At 71.7% G+C, this 17478-nt stretch carries 17 protein-coding genes and 1 tRNA gene; 4 read left to right on the top strand and 14 right to left on the bottom strand.

From position 1 onward, the window contains the following. Positions 1–7 precede the first annotated feature (7 nt). The 10 genes from JX005_RS06505 to JX005_RS06460 form a co-directional block, all read right to left on the bottom strand. Positions 8–868, bottom strand: coding sequence for a serine hydrolase (locus JX005_RS06505; protein ID WP_214466590.1), 861 nt, complete (start codon positions 866–868; stop codon positions 8–10). A gap of 1 nt (position 869) precedes the next feature. Then, positions 870–943 (bottom strand) — tRNA-Leu (locus JX005_RS06500). A 55-nt stretch (positions 944–998) separates the two neighbouring features. After that, entirely contained in the window at positions 999–2435 is a 1437-nt protein-coding gene (locus JX005_RS06495) for an NAD(P)/FAD-dependent oxidoreductase (RefSeq protein WP_214466697.1), read from the bottom strand. A 33-nt stretch (positions 2436–2468) separates the two neighbouring features. Then, positions 2469–3749 (bottom strand): S8 family serine peptidase, encoded by a 1281-nt coding sequence (locus JX005_RS06490; protein ID WP_214466589.1) that lies wholly within the window; start codon positions 3747–3749, stop codon positions 2469–2471. Then, complete coding sequence (locus tag JX005_RS06485) at positions 3746–4264, bottom strand: DUF501 domain-containing protein (protein ID WP_214466588.1); 519 nt, start codon at positions 4262–4264, stop codon at positions 3746–3748. Before JX005_RS06485 ends, JX005_RS06490 begins: the two co-directional genes overlap by 4 nt. Before the next feature lie 92 nt (positions 4265–4356). Next, a complete protein-coding gene (locus JX005_RS06480) occupies positions 4357–4893 on the bottom strand; it encodes an FtsB family cell division protein (RefSeq protein ID WP_307858515.1) in 537 nt (178 codons plus the stop codon). A gap of 22 nt (positions 4894–4915) precedes the next feature. Beyond that, the gene (gene eno, locus JX005_RS06475; RefSeq protein ID WP_214466587.1) at positions 4916–6196 is read right to left on the bottom strand and encodes a phosphopyruvate hydratase; all 1281 of its coding nucleotides are present in this window, start codon (positions 6194–6196) and stop codon (positions 4916–4918) included. Positions 6197–6320: 124 nt separating this feature from the next. Continuing rightward, the gene (locus tag JX005_RS06470) at positions 6321–6989 is read right to left on the bottom strand and encodes an O-methyltransferase (protein WP_214466586.1); all 669 of its coding nucleotides are present in this window, start codon (positions 6987–6989) and stop codon (positions 6321–6323) included. A gap of 32 nt (positions 6990–7021) precedes the next feature. Continuing rightward, positions 7022–8041, bottom strand: coding sequence for a DUF1648 domain-containing protein (locus JX005_RS06465; RefSeq protein ID WP_214466585.1), 1020 nt, complete (start codon positions 8039–8041; stop codon positions 7022–7024). Beyond that, complete coding sequence (locus JX005_RS06460; protein ID WP_214466584.1) at positions 8031–8387, bottom strand: GntR family transcriptional regulator; 357 nt, start codon at positions 8385–8387, stop codon at positions 8031–8033. The genes JX005_RS06465 and JX005_RS06460 overlap by 11 nt, the downstream gene beginning before the upstream one ends. Positions 8388–8473: 86 nt before the next feature. On the opposite strand from JX005_RS06460, the gene JX005_RS06455 reads away from it, so the two are divergent. Both JX005_RS06455 and JX005_RS06450 read left to right on the top strand, forming a co-directional pair. Beyond that, positions 8474–8941 (top strand): PaaI family thioesterase, encoded by a 468-nt coding sequence (locus JX005_RS06455; RefSeq protein WP_214466583.1) that lies wholly within the window; start codon positions 8474–8476, stop codon positions 8939–8941. Positions 8942–9052: 111 nt separating this feature from the next. After that, complete coding sequence (locus JX005_RS06450) at positions 9053–10240, top strand: APC family permease (RefSeq protein WP_246533667.1); 1188 nt, start codon at positions 9053–9055, stop codon at positions 10238–10240. On the opposite strand, the gene hisS is transcribed toward JX005_RS06450, so the two are convergent. From hisS to JX005_RS06435, 3 genes are all read right to left on the bottom strand, one after another. Further along, complete coding sequence (gene hisS / locus JX005_RS06445) at positions 10224–11504, bottom strand: histidine--tRNA ligase (protein ID WP_214466695.1); 1281 nt, start codon at positions 11502–11504, stop codon at positions 10224–10226. The two genes, JX005_RS06450 and hisS, sit on opposite strands and share 17 nt — an antisense overlap. A 230-nt stretch (positions 11505–11734) precedes the next feature. Then, the gene (locus JX005_RS06440) at positions 11735–12391 is read right to left on the bottom strand and encodes a nucleoside triphosphate pyrophosphohydrolase (protein WP_214466581.1); all 657 of its coding nucleotides are present in this window, start codon (positions 12389–12391) and stop codon (positions 11735–11737) included. Continuing rightward, on the bottom strand, positions 12388–13584 hold the full coding sequence (locus JX005_RS06435; RefSeq protein ID WP_214466580.1) for a Na+/H+ antiporter NhaA: 1197 nt from the start codon (positions 13582–13584) through the stop codon (positions 12388–12390). The genes JX005_RS06440 and JX005_RS06435 overlap by 4 nt, the downstream gene beginning before the upstream one ends. 161 nt (positions 13585–13745) lie before the next feature. Here JX005_RS06435 and JX005_RS06430 point away from each other — a divergent pair, with 161 nt between their 5' ends. Continuing rightward, positions 13746–16415, top strand: coding sequence for a phosphoenolpyruvate carboxylase (locus JX005_RS06430; protein WP_214466579.1), 2670 nt, complete (start codon positions 13746–13748; stop codon positions 16413–16415). Positions 16416–16464: 49 nt separating this feature from the next. Beyond that, on the top strand, positions 16465–16635 hold the full coding sequence (locus tag JX005_RS06425; protein WP_214466578.1) for a hypothetical protein: 171 nt from the start codon (positions 16465–16467) through the stop codon (positions 16633–16635). A 61-nt stretch (positions 16636–16696) separates the two neighbouring features. On the opposite strand, the gene JX005_RS06420 is transcribed toward JX005_RS06425, so the two are convergent. Next, on the bottom strand, positions 16697–17296 hold the full coding sequence (locus JX005_RS06420; protein ID WP_214466577.1) for a gamma carbonic anhydrase family protein: 600 nt from the start codon (positions 17294–17296) through the stop codon (positions 16697–16699). Positions 17297–17478: the final 182 nt, after the last annotated feature.

Genomic DNA, 17478 nt, shown 5'->3' with positions numbered 1-17478 from the left:
ACATGCGCTACAGCCTAGAGCCCGGCGCTCGTGCTGTCCGACCTGCCGTGGATGTGTCGCGATCGAGGAGCGAGCGCAGCCGCCGCCCGGTGTCGCGCATCGCCTCGAGCACGACGTCGCGGACACCGGTATCGGCGGTGGGCGCCCACTCGGCGAGAACCGCGTAGGCGACGGCGCGCTGCGGCCCACGGACGACCCCGACGTCCGCGCGCACGCGCGCGTCGGTCCCCGTCTTGTTCCACAGCGCGATTCCGCGGTCGGGGTCGCGGTGTGCGAGCGGGTCGAGGCCGAAGGCCGACGCGACCATCGACAGATCGGTGCCGAGTGAGAGCCAGCCGCGCACCTCCGCGCTGACGTCGGGGTCGACGGCCTCGCCCCGCTCCACGGCGGCGGCGAGCGAGGCGAGCTCGGCTGCGGACCCGCGGGAAAGGGCGAGCGGATGCCGCGGCCCGCGTTCGTCGCGCACCCGATCGAGCAGCGCCGTGTCGCGCAGGCCGAGGAAGGTCGCCATGCGGGCGACCGCGTGGAGGCCGACGGTGTCGAGGAGGACGTTCGTGGCGAGGTTGTCGCTCACGGCTCCGACGAGCCGCGCCGCATCGCCGAGCGTGAGGGACGCGGCATCCAATACCTGCCACAGGCCGGAGTCGGCGACCTGCTCGTCACCGCGATCGACGGAAGCGGACGGATCGAGCTCGCGGGTGCGGAAGCGCCGGGACAGCTCGAGGAGCAGGAGGATCTTGCCGATGCTCGCGGTCGGCAGGACTCTCGCGGGCTCATGTTCGGCGAGGGTCTCGCCTGACGCGACGTCGACCACCCGTGCCGACCATCGCAGTCCGGTGCGCGCATCGTCGACGAGGGCCTGGAACACGTACCCCCGCTGGGACTCGAACCCAGACTGAAGCGATTTTAAGTCGCCTGCCTCTGCCGATTGGGCTACGGGGGCGCCCGCCGCAGCGAACGCCTCCACGCTACCGCCCGGGCGTGCCCGGGCCGCTGCGTCAGCGCGAGGCGGTCGCCTTCTCGGCAGCGGCCTTGTCGGCCTTCACCTTCTCGGGCTGGTCGGCCTTCTTGCCCTGCTCGCGCGGCTCCGCCGGCGGCGTGACGGCCGGCTGCGGGGGCCGCGGGCGTGCCGCGAACTCCTCGAACACGTAGCGCGGGTTCTGCACCGTGGAGAGGTTGACGAGGTCGCGGCGCAGCCAGAGGTTGTTCCACCAGCCCCAGAGCACGCGCCACTTGCGCTCCCACGAGGGCATCGCCAGACCGTGGTAGCCGCGGTGCGCGACCCAGGCGACGAAGCCCTTGAGCGCGAGGTTGCCCGACTGGAAGACGCCGTTGTAGAGGCCGAGGCCCGCGACGGCGCCGAGGTTCTTGTGGAAGTACTCGCGGGGCACCTCGCCGCGCAGGACGGCGATGAGGTTCTTCGCGAGGAGCTTCGCCTGACGCACCGCGTGCTGCGCGTTGGGCACGCAGTAGCCGCCGACGCCGCCGCCCGTGAGATCGGGAACGGCCGAGACGTCGCCGGCCGCCCAGGCGCCCTCGACGATCTCGTCGTCGGAGCCGACGCGCAGGTCGGCGCGGGTGCGGATGCGGCCGCGCTCTTCGACGGGGAGGTCGCCGCCGCGCACGACGGTCGGGTTGGCCATCACGCCGGCGGTCCAGATGATCAGGTCGCTCGGGATGGTCTCTCCGGTGGAGAGCTCGATGTTGCCGTCGATGGCGCCGGTGACCTGCGTGTCGAGGTGCACGAACGCGCCGCGCTTGGCGAGGTCCTTCAGCACCCACTCGCTCGTCTTCAGCGACACCTCGGGCATGATGCGCCCCATCGCCTCGACCAGGTGGAAGTGCGTGTCGTCGAACGTCAGCTGCGGGTAGCTCTTCACGAGCGAGGACGCGAGGGAGCGCAGCTCGGCGAAGACCTCGATGCCCGCGAAGCCGCCGCCGACCACGACGACCGTCAGCAGGCGGTCGCGCTCGGGGCCGGGGGGCAGGACCGAGGCCTTGTCGAAGTTCGACATCAGGCGGTCGCGGATCGCGACGGCCTCCTCGATCGTCTTGAGGCCGATCGCGTTGTCGGCGATTCCCGGGATCGGGAATGTGCGCGACACGGCACCGGCGGTGACGACGATCTGGTCGTACTCGAACTCGTACGGATCACCGGCGATCGGAGTGATCGTGGCGACCTTGTTCGCGTGGTTGATGCCCGTGACCTTCGCGGCGACCACGGTGGTCTTCTTCAGGTGACGGCGCAGCGCGACCACGGAGTGACGGGCCTCGATGGAGCCGGCCGCGACCTCGGGGAGGAACGGCTGATACGTCATGTAGGGCAGCGGGTCGACGATCGTCACCTCTGCCTCGCCCTTGCGCAGATGCTTCTCGAGCTTCCAGGCCGTGTAGAAGCCTGCGTATCCGCCACCGACGATGAGGATCTTGGGCACGGTGTTGGTCACGAGTGGAGTACTCCTCCTGGGTCAGCGGCTCGGCGCGCGGGACGACGATCGGATGCGTCGGACAGCAGCGGTGACGCCGAGCGCCACCAGTATAGCCGCCGCCGTGGCCACCGAGAGCGGCAGCGTCCCGTAGAGAAGGGTGTTGCCGGAGGGCAGGAGCGGGGATGCCGCGCGCTCGGCGCTGTCCGGACGTGGGAGCGGCGGGACGGTGACCGGCTCCACCGGCTGCTGCGGCACCGGGTCGGTCTGCGCGCGGCGGTACAGGCGGATCCAGTCCGTCAGGCTGCCCATCGGGTTGGCGGAGACGGCGGGCACCTTCGCCGACACCGCGGCTGCGGCATCCACGAGTCCATAGCCGTACAGCGGGTCGTGCTCGGCCGTCGCCCCCGAGGGCGGCCGGGCCGTCTTGACGATGCGGTTGATGACGTTGTTCGCGTCGAGGTCGGGGTGCGCCGCACGCACCAGCGCGGCGACTCCGGCGACGATGGGCGCCGCGCCGCTCGTGCCGTTCCAGAGCACGAGCCGGCCGTCTGCCGAGACGCCGACCAGGTCTTCGCTCGGGGCCGACACGCCGATCGTGATGCCCTGGGTGGAGGCGTCGACGCTCGCCTTGCCGTCGGGGTCGACTCCGGCGACCGTCAGCACGCCCGGGATGGTCGCGGGAGCGCCGACGCGGGTGGTGCCGCTCCCCCGGTTGCCGGCGGCGACCACGACCACCACGTCGTGCTCGTACGCGTAGAGGAACGCCTCGTCCCAGCTCTCGTCCCAGTCCGGCACGTTGGTCGTGAGCGACATGTTGATGACTTCGGCGCCGTGGTCGACGGACCAGTGGATCGCCTCGGCGATCTGCTCGGTGAAGGACTTCGTCGCCGCGGAACCGAACCCTACCGACACGGACAGCAGCTCGGCCTCGGGGGCCACGCCGATCATGCCGGTGTCGTCGCCGGTCCCGCGCCCCGCAGCGAGGGAGGCGACCCAGGATCCGTGGTTCGCGTCGACGGCGCCCACCGGGGTGCGGCCGTCCGGTGTTCCGACCCCCGACACGTCGGTGCCGTCGACGACGGCACCCTCGAACTCGACGGGGCCTTTGCCGATGCCCGTGTCGATGACCGCGATGGTGACGCCCTTGCCGCGCGTCGTCTCCCACGCCTCCTCGATGCCGTAGTCATCGAGCCAGTACTCGGCGGCGCGGACCGGATCCTCGGAAGGAGCATCCGGAACGACGGCGGCCGCGGGCGCGGCGGTGACGAGCGTCAGCGCCGCGGCGGTCGCGGCGACAGCCGCGAGGAGGCCACGGGTCATCCGGCCGTCCCGGGCTGGGCGCACACGCAGCGGTCGGGTGACCACGACGAGAGCGCGAGAGCTCGATCGCCGATCGGATTGACGCCGGGGCCGGCGGCGAGCGCGTGCCCGGCGAGGGCATGCAGGCACTTCACGCGCGTGGGCATTCCCCCGGCGGAGACCCCCTCGATCTCCTCCACCTCGCCGTATGCGGCGCGATCGCGCAGGTACGCCTCGTGCGCGCGCACGTAGGCCGCAGCCAGTTCTTCGTCCTCGGTGAGGGCGTCGTTGAGCTCGCGCATCACGTGTGCGGCCTCGAGCACCGACATCGCGACGGTGGCCGCGGGGTGGGTCAGGTAGTAGAAGGTCGGGAACGGCGTCCCGTCGGGGAGCCGCGGCGACGTGGCCACCACAGTGGGGTTCCCGCACACGCACCGCGCAGCGATTCCGACGACGCCGCGGGCGGGCCGCCCGAGCTGCTCGCCGAGGACGGCGAGGTCGGCGTCGGTGGCAGGGGGGAACGGCACGGTCGTCACCTCGCCAGGCTAGCGGTGGCGCCTGGCAAGCGGCTGGATCGGGATGCCTCGCCGCAGGCCGGATCGGACGTCAGCGCGTTCCCGGTACAGGGTCAGGGCGTGTCCGACGGCGTGGGGGTCGGCCCCTCGTCGGGGACTCCGCCGGCGGGCGCCCGCACGGTCTGGGCGAGGCCCGCCGTCGTCACCGAGCGCACGAGCTGCGCCATCCAGTCGGTGCGCGTCTGCTCGACCTCGTCGCTGACGGCGGCCTGCTCCTGCGGCACCCGCTCGGGAGGGAGGTCGTTGTCGACGAGGTAGACGACCTCGCCGGGGCGGACGTAGTACAGGCGCTCGCGCGCCTGGGTCGTGATGTAGGCGGGGTCGGTCCACCGTTCGCGCTGCGCCTCGAGGTCGGCGACCTCTTCGCGGCTCACCTCGACGGCGGCCTCGAGCGCCGCGATCTGCTGTCTCTGGTCGACGTACATGCCGATGGTCGGGACGAGCACGAACGCCGCCAGCACCACCAGCCCGAGCATGATGACCATGAATCCGGAGAGCCGGATGCCGCCGAGCCACTGCCGCACGTCGATCGGCCGGCGCTCGGGGCGCCGGCGCGGGGCACGCGAAGGGGGAGCCGTCGTCTTCGCCACGGCTCCCCCTCTCGTACGTGTGTCAGCCCTGGAAGCGCGGGAAGGCTGCGCGGCCGATGAACGTCGCCGCGTCGCCCAGCTCCTCTTCGATGCGCAGAAGCTGATTGTATTTCGCGACGCGCTCGCTGCGGGCGGGCGCGCCGCTCTTGATCTGACCGGCGCCGGTCGCGACGACGAGGTCGGCGATGGTGGTGTCCTCCGTCTCGCCCGAGCGGTGCGACAGCATCGCCGTGTAGCCGGCACGGTGGGCCATGTCGACGGCGTCGAGCGTCTCGGACAGCGTGCCGATCTGGTTGACCTTCACCAGGAGCGAGTTGGCCACGCCGCGCTTGATGCCGTCGGCCAGGCGCGTCGGGTTGGTGACGAACAGGTCGTCGCCCACCAGCTGCGTGCGAGTGCCGAGCGCGTCGGTGAGGGCCTTCCAGTTGTCCCAGTCGTCCTCGGCGAGCGCGTCCTCGATCGTGACGATCGGGTAGTCGTTGACGAGGCCGACGTAGTACTCGGTGAGCTCGGCTGCCGACCAGTCCTTGTTGTCGAGGCGGTACACGCCGTCGTTGAAGAACTCGGTGGCGGCGACGTCGAGGCCGAGGGCGATGTCGGAGCCCGGCGTGAAGCCGGCCTTCTCGATCGCCTTGACGAGGAAGTCGAGACCCTCGCGGTTGCTCGGCAGATCCGGGGCGAAGCCGCCCTCGTCGCCGAGCCCCGTGGCGAAGCCGGCGGCCTTGAGCTCGCCCTTCAGCACGTGGTAGACCTCGGTGCCCCAGCGCAGCGACTCCGAGAACGTCTCGGCGCCGATGGGCGCGAGGAAGAACTCCTGCATGTCGATGCCGTTGTCCGCGTGCTCGCCGCCGTTGATGACGTTGAACAGCGGAACGGGCAGGATGTGCGCGTTCGGGCCGCCGAGGTAGCGGAAGAGCGGCAGATCGGCCGAGTCGGCTGCGGCCTTGGCGACGGCGAGCGAGACGCCCAGGATCGCGTTCGCGCCGACGCGGGACTTGTTGTCCGTGCCGTCGACCTCGATGAGGATCTCGTCGATGATGCGCTGCTCGCTCGCGTCGACTCCCTCGATCGCGGGGCCGAGCTCGTCGATGACGGCTCCGACGGCCTTGAGCACGCCCTTGCCGCTGTAACGGCTCTTGTCGCCGTCGCGCAGCTCGTACGCCTCGAAGGCTCCGGTGGACGCGCCGGAGGGGACGGCTGCACGCTGGACGATTCCGTCGTCGAGGAGCACCTCCACTTCGACGGTCGGGTTACCGCGCGAGTCGAGGATCTCGCGCGCGCCTACAGCCTCGATAAGTGCCACAGGGGAACTCCTTGCTTGTGGAGGGTGGTTCTGGGGAGCGTCGTCGGTCCGCGTCCGAGTCTAGTGATCGGGATGCCTCGCCACAGGCGCGCCCGTCTCGCGGAGACCTTCGCCACCCCGCGCGTCACACGACGATCGCGAGCGCGACGCCGTCATAACCCTTGAGGTCGAGCGTCTGCAGGGCCGTGGCATCGAAGCGCGGATCGCGTCCGAGCATCTCGAGACCGCGCTGCACGCCGATGATCTGCGGATTCTCGGTGGCCGGGTTCGCCACCTCTCCCCCGCGCACCGTGTTGTCGACCACGACGACCGTACCCGGGCGTCCGAGCCGGGCGGCCCAGTCGAGGTAGATGGTGTTGGACTCCTTGTCGGCGTCGATGAACACCAGGTCGAAGGGCTCGACGCCGTCGAGCGTCGGCAGCACGTCGGCGGCCCGCCCGAGCCTCACCTCGACCTTGTCGGCGACCCCGGCGCGCTCGAGGTTCGCGCGGGCGATCTCGGCGATGCGCGGCTCTGCCTCGATCGTGATCACGCGTCCGTCCGCGGGGATCCCGCGCGCCATCCAGATCGTGGAGTAGGCGCCCAGCGTTCCGATCTCCAGCACGCGCCGCGCGCCGCTGATGCGGGTGAGCAGGTGCAGGAACTTGCCGTTGACCGGCGCGACCTCGATCGCGGGCAGACCGGCGGCGTTCTGATCGGCGACCGCGCGTTCGAGGCCGGGGTCGTGCCCGACGAGAATCTCGGTCAGGTAGGCGTCGACGCGGCGCCACAGCTCGGGGGTGGGGTCGCTCATGCCCCCAGCCAACAAGCGGCCGGGGGCATGCGTCAAGGGCGGGCTGTCTGGGCGCGAGCGACGAGCGCCGCCAGGAGCCCGGCCCCGGTCTGTGCATCGTCCACCGTCACCACGAACGGACGCCCGCCTCTCCGCTCGACCTGGATCGCTTCGCCGGCATGGAGGACGATGCCGAATCGGCCGTCGAGCCCGAGCCGGAATCCCCAGCCGCCGAATTCAGCGGTCGGGTCTACGCGCACGACCGAGGCGGACTCGATCTCAGCCAGCGGCACGGAGAATCGGGGCACACCGGCGAGGGAACGGACGCGCAGGCCCTCCTCGGTCACGCTCACCCGGAACACGAAGGACGTCGCGGCGAGCACCGTGAACAGGAGCGCAAGCGCCCCGAAGAGCCACCAGAGCTCGCCGCCGGTGACGCCGAAGACGACGGCGAGGACGGCCATCAGCAGCGTCACCCCCGCGATGCCGATCATCGCAGGACGCGACATCGTGGTGGTTCGGAACCACGCAGCCCGCTCGTCCCGTGAGAGCGCAACGGCGGGGGCGGCCGCGACGGTGCCGCCGCTCACCGTGACCGCGGGCTGGGCGAACCAGGCCGCCGCACCGGCGATCGCGCCGGAGATCAGCCCGGCGAGGAGCGGCAGCCCGATGCTCGGTGCGTCGGCAGCATCGGCGAGCCCTCGCTGCATAGCGAACGACGCGGTCACCAGCACGAGCAGGAACGCCGTCGTACCGCAGGCCAGCGCCCCGAGGAACCGGACCGCCGGCCCCCATTCGCCCGACCTGCGGGTGCCCCCTGCGATCACACCGAACAGCGCGGCGAGCCCGTAGCCGATCGCGGCCGTCAGCAGCGGCACCGACCACGCGGGTCCGAACCCGTCGGCCGCGCCGCTGCGCCCCCAGTGCGTCGCAACAGTCGCCGGCACCTCGGGCAGCCATGCCAGCAGGAGGATCACCGCCACGGTCGTCAGTACGACGGGAACCCAGACGGCGACGATGAAGTAGGCGCGCCGGGCGCGGCGAACGTCGCTCGAGACGGTTTCAGAGGTCACGGGAGGTCTCCTTCACGAGAGAGGCGAGGGTGTCGGGCGAGAGGCCCAGCGCGCGTGCGCGGCGGGCGAGGGCGGAGATGTCGTCGTGCAGCTGAGCGAGCGGTGCTGCGGCATCGGTCACCACGGCGCCTCTCCCCCGCCGCATGTCGACCAGTCCCTCGTCGCGGAGGTCCTGGTAGGCGCGCAGCACGGTATGGAGGTTGACGCCGAGGGCGTCGGCCACGTCGCGTGCGGATGGGAGCCGGTCGCCCGGCAGCAGCCGGCCGGTCGCGGCATCCGTCCTCACCGACGCGGCCACCTGCGCGAAGATGGGCTCCTCGCTCGCAGGGTCGATTCGGATGAGCATGCCTCTATTCTATAACAAGTAGAACAGTTGTCGGACTGCCACAACCGATGCGGCACTCCCGGTCACTGCTCGGCAGGATGACCCGCATGCGCATCACCCCTCGTCGCCTGGCCATCGGCATGAGCCTGTGGGCACCCAACCTCTGGAGCGGCATCCGCGTGAAGCGGTTCGCCGACGACTGGACCAGCGCCACCGTCGAGCTGCACGTCAACCTCGTCACCCGCAACTACGTCAAGACCGCCTTCGGCGGCTCGATGTCGGCCATGACCGACCCCTACTTCTTCATGCTCGTGATGCATCAGCTCGGGCGGAACTACGTCGTGTGGGACACCCGGGGCGAGATCGAGTTCGTCAAGCCCGGCCGCGGCGTGCTCACGGCGCGGTTCGAGGTTCCGCGGGAGAAGGCCGACGAGCTGCGCGAGCGCGCGCGGGGCGGAGCGAAGGTGCTCGAGTGGTTCGAGACCGAGATCACGGATGCCTCGGGTGACGTCGTCGCTCGCGTGCGCCGTGAGGTCTACGTGCGCGAGAAGAAGCGGGTGACGACGGCCGGCTGACCCCGGGCGGTGCGCGTGTTCACCGTGCCGGAATAGGGTTCCCCCGTGGTCACTCCCTCCCTTCAGCGCAGGCTCGGCCTCGGCGACGCCGTGTTCATCGGCCTGGGCTCCATGATCGGCGCCGGAGTCTTCGCCGCCTTCGGTCCCGCTGCGGCGGCCGCAGGCAGCGGGCTGCTCGTGGGGCTCGCCATCGCCGCGCTGGTGGCGTTCGGCAACGCCACGTCGACAGCCCAGCTCGCGGTGGCGCACCCCACGTCGGGTGGGACGTACGCCTACGGACGCGCCGAGCTCGGGCCGTGGTGGGGCTTTGTCGCGGGATGGGGCTTCGTCGTGGGAAAGCTCGCCAGCTGCGCCGCGATGGCGCTGACCTTCGCCGCATACGCCGCTCCGCCGGGCTGGGAACGGCCGGTCGCGATCGTCACGGTGGCCGCCCTCGCGGCGGTGAACTGGTTCGGGGTCACGCGTACGGCGCAGGCGACTCGCGTGATCGTCGTGGTCGTCCTGCTCGCGCTGGCCGTGGCCATCGCGGCCGGCGGGGCGGCGCCCGATCACGCGGGATGGCTCGCACCGGAGGCGCTGTGGTCCGAGGGCGCCTACGGGATCCTGCAGTCGGCGGGGCTGCTCTTCTTCGCATTCGCCGGCTACGCCCGCATCGCCACGATGGGCGAGGAGGTGCGGGATCCCGCCCGCACCATCCCCCGGGCGATCATCCTGGCGTTCGTCGGCGCTCTGATCGTCTACACGCTCGTCGCCGTGACCGTGCTCTCGACGCTCGGCCCCGAAGCCACGGCCGCGTCCACCGAGCCCGTCGCCGCTGCGACGGCGGCCGCGGGGTGGGCATGGGCGGAGCCCGTCGTGCGGGTGGGGGCGGCCGCGGCATCCCTCGGCGCGCTGCTGGCACTCATCGCCGGCATCGGGCGCACGACGTTCGCGATGGCACACGAGGGCGACCTGCCCCGTGCCCTCTCGGCGGTGCATCCGAGGTGGCGAGTGCCGCACCGCGCCGACCTCGCGATCGCCGTGGTGGTCATCGTCGCGGTACTGGTCGCCGACCTGCGCGGCGTGATCGGCTTCTCTTCGTTCGGCGTGCTGCTGTACTACCTCGTGGCCAACGTCGCGGCGCTCCGTCAACGAGCCGGCGCGCGCCGATATCCCCGCGTGCTTCAGGTCGTCGGCGCGGCGGGCTGCGTGGTGCTGGGCATGACGCTCCCGTGGCAGAGCGTGGTCGCCGGTGCGCTGGTCGTCGCCGCCGGCATCGTCTACCGGATGCTGCGGCTGAGGCTCACGCGAGCGGCTTGAGTTCGAGCGACCCCGGCACGGCACCGGCCGACACCGTCGCGAAGGCCGTGTAGCCGTCGGCCGTCGCGCGCTCGAGCAGCGCCTTGAGGTTCTTCGTGCGGTGCTCCAGTCGCACGCGCGAGCCCGCCGCGACCAGGGCCGCCTTGTGCGCGAGGAGGTCGCGCTCGGCGACGTCGCGGTCGTGCACGAGCACCACGGCGGGGCGCGGGTCGTCGGCAGCGGCCTCGACGAGGTCGACGATGCGCTCGAAGCCGATCGAGAACCCCACGGCCGGCACGTCCTGGCCGAGGAAGCGGCCGATCATGCCGTCGTAGCGGCCGCCGCCGCCGAGCGAATAGTCGACCGACGGGTGGGCGAGCTCGAAGATCGTGCCCGTGTAGTACCCCATGCCCCGAACGAGGAACGGGTCGAACACGAGCGGGATGTCGGCCAGGTCCGCCTCCGCCCCGCCGGTGGCCGCGCGAGCGGCTGCGACGGCCTCGCCTATCCCGACCAGGTGCGCGACGACCTCGTCAGGCGCGCCGGCCGGCAGGAGCTTGCGGACCTGACGCTCGCCGAAGGGGTTGTACTCCAGGGTCATCGGCCGCGTGAGGAACGATTCGAACGCGTCGACCGCGGATGCCGCGGCCCCGCGCTCGCGCAGCTCGGCGGCCACACCCTGCGGACCGATCTTGTCGAGCTTGTCGATCGTGATGAGGACGCCCGGGCGCTCGTCGGCGGCGAACCCGAAGCTGTCGAGCATCCAGTCGAGCACGCGGCGGTCGTTGATGCGCACGCTCCCGCCCTCGAGGCCGAGGGCATCCAGGGTGTCGAGTGTCGCGACGATGAGCTCGGACTCGGCGCGGGCCGAGGCATCCCCCATGATGTCGATGTCGCACTGCATGAACTGGCGGTAGCGCCCCTTCTGCGGGCGCTCGGCGCGCCAGACCGGCGCGATCTGGATCGAGCGGAACACGGTCGGCAGCTCGCCGCGGTGGCTCGCGTAGAAGCGCGCGAGCGGCACCGTGAGGTCGTAGCGCAGGCCGAGGTCGGTGAGCTCGGCCGGGTCGTCGGCGGCTGCCCGGATGGCGTCGGCGTCGAGGCCGCGCTTGAGCACGTTGTAGGCGAGCTTCTCGTTGTCGCCGCCGATGCCGGCGTGCAGTCGCCCGTACTCCTCCATGACCGGCGTCTCGATCTCATCGAACCCGTGCACGCGGTAGCGGTCGCGGATGACGGCGAGCACGCGCTCGCGACGGGCCTTGTCTGCAGGGAGGAAGTCGCGCATGCCGCGCGGCGGGTTCACGGATGCCACCCCCCTATCCTCTCAGGTCGCCCCCGCCCCACCCGCCCCACCCGCCCTGCCTGCCACGGTCCCCGCCCCGCGCCCGCGCCCGCGCCCGATTCGCGTGAGACCGCATCGGTGCACCGAAACAGCACGCAGGGGGTGCGGTCTCGGTGCACCGATGCGGTCTCGCGATTTTGGGCGGGCCGGGGTGGGCGGGTTGGGGCGAGCGGTCAGGGGGACTCGGCGGTGCGGATGTCGGCCTGCAGGGTGCGCAGGCGCTCGCGCAGGGCGCGCTCGGCGTCCCAGCCGTTCGCGCGGGCTGTGGCGACGAGCGCGAGCAGCGCGTCGCCGAGCTCGGCCTCCGACGCCGGGGCGCCCGGGTCGACGGGCATGGGCGGCACGGAGTCGACCTGCGCCGCCTTCGACAGCAGCTTCTGCGCGAGCGCGAGGCTCGGCATCCGCTCGCTCACCCCGTCGAGCACACTGGTGCGCGCGCTCTTCTCCGCGGCCTTCGCGGCGTTCCAGTGCACGAGCACTTCTTCGGGCGTGGTGGCGACGGCGTCGCCGAAGACATGCGGATGCCGCCGCACCATCTTCTCGGTCAGCCCGCGGGCCACGTCGTCGATGTCGAACGGGTCCTCGGCGTCGCGGGAGGCGATCTCGGCGTGGAACAGCACCTGCCACAGCAGGTCGCCGAGCTCCTCGCGCAGCTCGGCCCGGTCGTCCTCCTCGACGGCGTCGATGAGCTCTGCGCTCTCCTCGACCAGGTACGGGACGAGGGCGCGGTGGTCGATCTGCTGCGTCCAGACGCAGCGGTCGCGCACGGCGCGCATGGTCTCGGCCGCCTCTCGAAGCGGATCGGCCGAGGGCGCGGCGTCGGCGGTCATGCGATCTGTCCCTCGTGGCTCGACGGCGGCGGCAGCTCGTCGTCGGCCGTGGCCCGCGACGTGCGGCGGTAGTGATGAGCGCGCTGCGCGACCAGGATCGCCGCGAGCACGATGGAGATCGCAGAGCCGCCCAGTACGCCGAGCGTCGCCTCGTCGCGCACCAGCGGAGCGTCGGAGAACGCGAGCTCCGACAGCAGCAGCGAGACGGTGAACCCGATTCCGCCGAGCGCACCCGCCGCGATGAGATCGAGGAATGAGAGATGCGGCGCGACGCCGCGGTTTCCGATGCGCAGCGAGATCCAGCCCGCGAGGGAGATGCCGATGATCTTCCCGACCGGAAGGGCGACGAGCACGCCCCAGAACGCCGGCGACAGCTGTGACGGCGACACCGACGGAATCATCACGAACGCGGCGGAGAAGGCGAAGAGGGGCAGCACGATGCCGTTCACCCACGGCTCGAGTTCGTGCCGCGTGCGCAGCGCCGGCCGCTGCGCCATCGCGAGTCCCAGCGCGACACCGGCGATGGTCGCGTGCACGCCCGAGAGGTACACGAGCACCCAGGTCGCGACGGCGAGGATCACCAGCGCGATCGCGATGGGCACGCGGGCGCGGGTGTCGAGCTGACGGCTGAGCACGCCGAAGATCGCGACCGTCAGTGCGGCGAGCGCGAGCAGCCCGATGTTGACGTCGTCGGTGAAGAGCACCGCGATGAACACGATGCCGACGATGTCGTCGAGGATCGCCAGGGCGAGCAGGAAGATCCGGATGCCGGACGGGAGCCCCTTGCCGAAGACGGCGAGCACGCCCAGCGCGAAGGCGATGTCGGTCGCGGTCGGGATGGGCCACCCGTCGGACGCGTCCGAGCCGGCGGCGAAGAGCAGGAACACCGCGATCGGCACGATCACGCCGCCCGCCGCGGCGATGGCGGGCTGCATCGCCTTGCGTCCGGAGTTGAGCTCGCCGTTGGTGAGCTCGTACTGCAGCTCGACGGCGACGATGAAGAAGAAGATCGCGAGCAGGCCGTCCTGGACCCAGTGCCCCACCGACATCTCGAAGACGCCGGGTATGCCGACGTACGCGTCCTTGACGTCGGCGATCGCCGGGCCTACGGGCGAATTCGCCAGCACGAGGGCGAGAATCGCCGCTCCCAGCAGGACGATCGCCGGGAAACGGGCGGAGCGGAGCAGGGACACGCGGGTCCTTTCGTCGAGGCTGCAGTTCGGCGCGGCGGCGCCTCGCCGACCAGACTTCCCGGCACACCAGTGGCCCAGTCTAGCGACGGGTCGTCGGCCCCCGTTCGTCACACAGCGCACCCCGGAACGGCGAGTCGGCTGCGCGCCAGTAGCGTGGAAGGATGCGTGAACTCACCCAGACCGAAGCGATCGACCTCGTCGGGCGCTTCGAGGCCGAGCAGGAGATCCCCGAGCAGATGCGCGCGGATGTGCGCATGCTCGGCTCGCTCCTCGGCCAGGTGCTGCGAGAGAGCGGCTCGCCCGGCCTCTACGAGGACGTCGAGCGCCTGCGCACCGCGACGATCCAGGCATACACCGACGAGACGCCCGAGGCCTTCGCCCGCGCGGCCGCGATCGCCGACTCGTTCACCGTCGACCGCGCCGATGAGGTCGCCCGGGCCTTCACTGCCTACTTCCACCTCGTCAACCTTGCCGAGGAGCACCAGCGCGTGCGCATCCTCCGCGAGCGCGACGGGCGTCCCGACCGCGAGCGCGCCACAGACTCCGTGGCTGCGGCCTTCGTGCGCCTGGCCGCCGAAGTCGGCGACGACACCGCGCTCGCCCGTCTGCAGTCGCTGCGATTCCACCCCGTCTTCACGGCGCACCCGACCGAGGCACGCCGTCGCGCGGTGTCGTCGAGCATCCGGCGGCTGGCCACCCTCCTCGAGGAGCACGACGCCTCGCTGCGCAACGGCGCCGACCAGCGGCGCGCCGAGCGGCGCATGCTCGAAGAGGTCGACACCCTGTGGCGCACCGCGCCGCTCCGGCCTGAGAAGCCGTCTCCGACCGATGAGGTGCGGGCCGTCATGGCCGTGTTCGACGAGACGCTCTTCACTGCCGTGCCGCATGTCTACCGTCGCGTCGACGATGCGCTGCAGGGCCCTGCGGCCGGCGGCCGGGCGCCCGTCGTGCGCCCGTTCGTGCGGGTCGGCTCGTGGGTGGGCGGCGACCGCGACGGCAACCCGTTCGTCACGGCTTCGGTCACCCGCACGGCGGCGAAGATCGCCAGCGAGCACGTGCTGCTCGGGCTGGAGCGTGCCACGAGCAGGATCGGGCGAACGCTCACCCTCGACGCGACCACCACACCGCCGAGCGCCGCGCTGGTCGCGCTGTGGCAGCGGCTCTCGGCCGCCGACGAAGGGGCCCTCGAGATCGCCAAGCGCTCGCCCAACGAGCCGCATCGCCGCATCCTGCTCCTCCTCGCGCGCAAGCTGACCGCCACCCGCGAGCGCAACGCCGACCTCGCGTACCGCGACCCCGAGCACTTCCTCGCCGACCTCCGCGTCGTGCAGGACTCGCTCGTGCAGGCCGGGGCGGCCCGGCAGGCGTACGGACACCTCCAGCAGCTGCTGTGGCAGGTCGAGACGTACGGCTTCCACCTCACCGAGCTCGAGGTGCGCCAGCACTCCGCGGTGCACGCCAAAGTGCTCGCCGAGCTCGACGCCGGCGGTCCGCTCTCCGGGCAGACCGAGGAGGTGCTCGACGTCTTCCGCTCGATCGCCTTCCTGCAGGAGCGCTACGGCCCGCGCGCCGCCGGGCGCTACATCGTGTCGTTCACGCAGTCCGCCGACGACCTGGCCGCGGTCCACCGTCTCGCGCGGTACGCGGTCGGGCCCGACGGCGACGTGCCCGTGCTCGACGTCGTCCCGCTGTTCGAGACGTTCGCCGATCTGCAGGCCGCACCGCGGATCCTCGCCGAGATCGTGCAGCACCCCGAGTTCGCCGAGCGCCTCGAGGCGACCGGTCGCCGGCTCGAGGTCATGCTCGGCTACTCCGACTCGTCGAAGGACGTCGGACCCGTCGCGGCGAACCTCGCCCTCTACGAGGCGCAGGCGGCGATCGCCGCCTGGGCCCAGGAGCAGGCCATCGAGCTCACGCTCTTCCACGGGCGCGGCGGCGCGCTCGGCCGCGGCGGCGGTCCGGCGAACTCGGCCATCCTCGCCCAGCCGCCGCACTCGGTGGACGGCAGGTTCAAGCTGACCGAGCAGGGCGAGGTGATCTTCGCCCGGTACGGCGATCCCGCCATCGCGATGCGGCACATCGACCAGGTGGCCGCCGCCATCCTGCTCGCCTCCTCGCCGTCGAACGAAGACCGCAACCGTGCGGCGGCCGAGCGCTACGCCTCGGTCGCGGCGACGATGGACGAGGCATCCCGCGAACGGTTCTTCTCGCTGGTGAAGGCCCCCGGATTCGCCCCGTGGTTCGCGCGGGTGACGCCGATGGAGGAGGTCGGGCTGCTCGCACTCGGGTCGCGCCCCGCGCGCCGCGGGCTGTCGGTGGAGTCGCTCGAGGACCTGCGGGCGATTCCCTGGGTGTTCGCATGGACGCAGGCGCGTATCAACCTGGCGGGCTGGTTCGGCCTCGGCACCGCTCTCGAGGCCGTCGGCGACGAGCCGCTGCTGCAGCGGGCCTACGACGAGTGGCCGCTCCTGCGCACGCTGGTCGACAACGTCGCGATGAGCCTGGCCAAGGCCGACGACCGCATCGCGCGCCACTACCTCGAGCTCGGCGACCGCGACGACCTCGCGGCCCTCGTGCGCGACGAGATGGCGCTCACCCGGTCGTGGGTCGTGCGCGTGACCGGGGGCACCGAGCTGCTCGGCAACAAGCCGGTGCTGCAGCGGGCCGTCAAGATGCGCAGCCCCTACGTCGACGCGCTGTCGCTCCTGCAGCTGCGTGCGCTCCGGGCGCTGCGCGACGCTCCCGAGGGGGCACCGGTCGATCCCGAGCAGCAGCGTCTGCTGCTGCTCTCCGTGAGCGGCGTCGCGGCGGGCCTGCAGAACACCGGCTGACACGCGCGTCGTTTCCGGGCATCCGTGGTCGCGGGGTTACCGTGGCCGCATGGCACGGATCGTCGTCGCCGAAGTCTGCCCCGACTGCGGGTCGCTCGATGTGCGAGCGAGCGAGCCGCGGTGGTTCCGCGTCGAGCTCGATCGACGCGACGACCTCGATGACGGCTGGGTCGAGCGCCTCGAGTTCGAGTGCCGCGACTGCCGCCTCGTCTGGGACTGAACAGCGGTGCGCGAGGGATGCCGCGGCCGCGGCATCCCGGATCTGCGATGCCGGCGCGCGGTCAGTCGAGCCGGCGGTCGTCGACGTGGCGCGCGAGGCTGCGCCCGTAGCGCTCGGTGAGCTGCACCATCAGATCGGGCGTCTCGCGGTCGAGCCCGAAAACGTAGCCGGGGAAATCCAGCTCTCGCTGGGCCGCCCAGATCTGCTCGTGCTGGTCGGGCGGGAGGATCTGCACCGGATCGCCGACGGCGACCCACCCGATCGGCACCACCGACTCCGGAGGCAGGGTCGTGCGCAGGTGCACCACGGCGTTGATGCGCACCTCGCTGCGCTCGCCGATGCGCGCGCCGTTGAAGACCCGCGTGCCGGTGGCGAGGAAGACCTCGTCGGCGATCGTCGCGCCCGACACGCTCGCCATCGGCCCCACCAGGACGTGGTCGCCGATGTGCACCGGGTTCGTCGACGTCGCACGGATGAGGGCGTTCTCCATGACGATGACGTTCTCGCCGAGCGTGATCGCACCGCCCTCGGCGGTGATGACGGCCCCGTGCAGCACCTGGCAGTCGGCGCCGATCACGACGTCCCCACTGATCACCGCCGTCGCGGCGATGACGGCGTCGGGATGGATGCGGGGCTGCGCCCCGAGGTGCTCGAACCGCATGGACCCTCCTCGGTCGTTGCCAGCGTAGTGCGGCCGGACGTCACACGCAGAGCCCGAGTGCCAACACGGGCTTAGGCTGGGACAGCCCGTCTTCGGCGCCATCGCGCGCCCGCCCCGGCGTTCCGTGTCACCGCGCGGCTCGATCGGATGCCCGCCCACCCGCGGACTCGGCCCAGGTCGAC

Origin of the sequence: Microbacterium flavescens (assembly GCF_018588945.1) — a bacterium.
In the GTDB taxonomy this organism is placed as follows: Bacteria; Actinomycetota; Actinomycetes; order Actinomycetales; family Microbacteriaceae; genus Microbacterium; species Microbacterium flavescens.
This window is presented reverse-complemented; position numbering and strand designations above follow the sequence as displayed.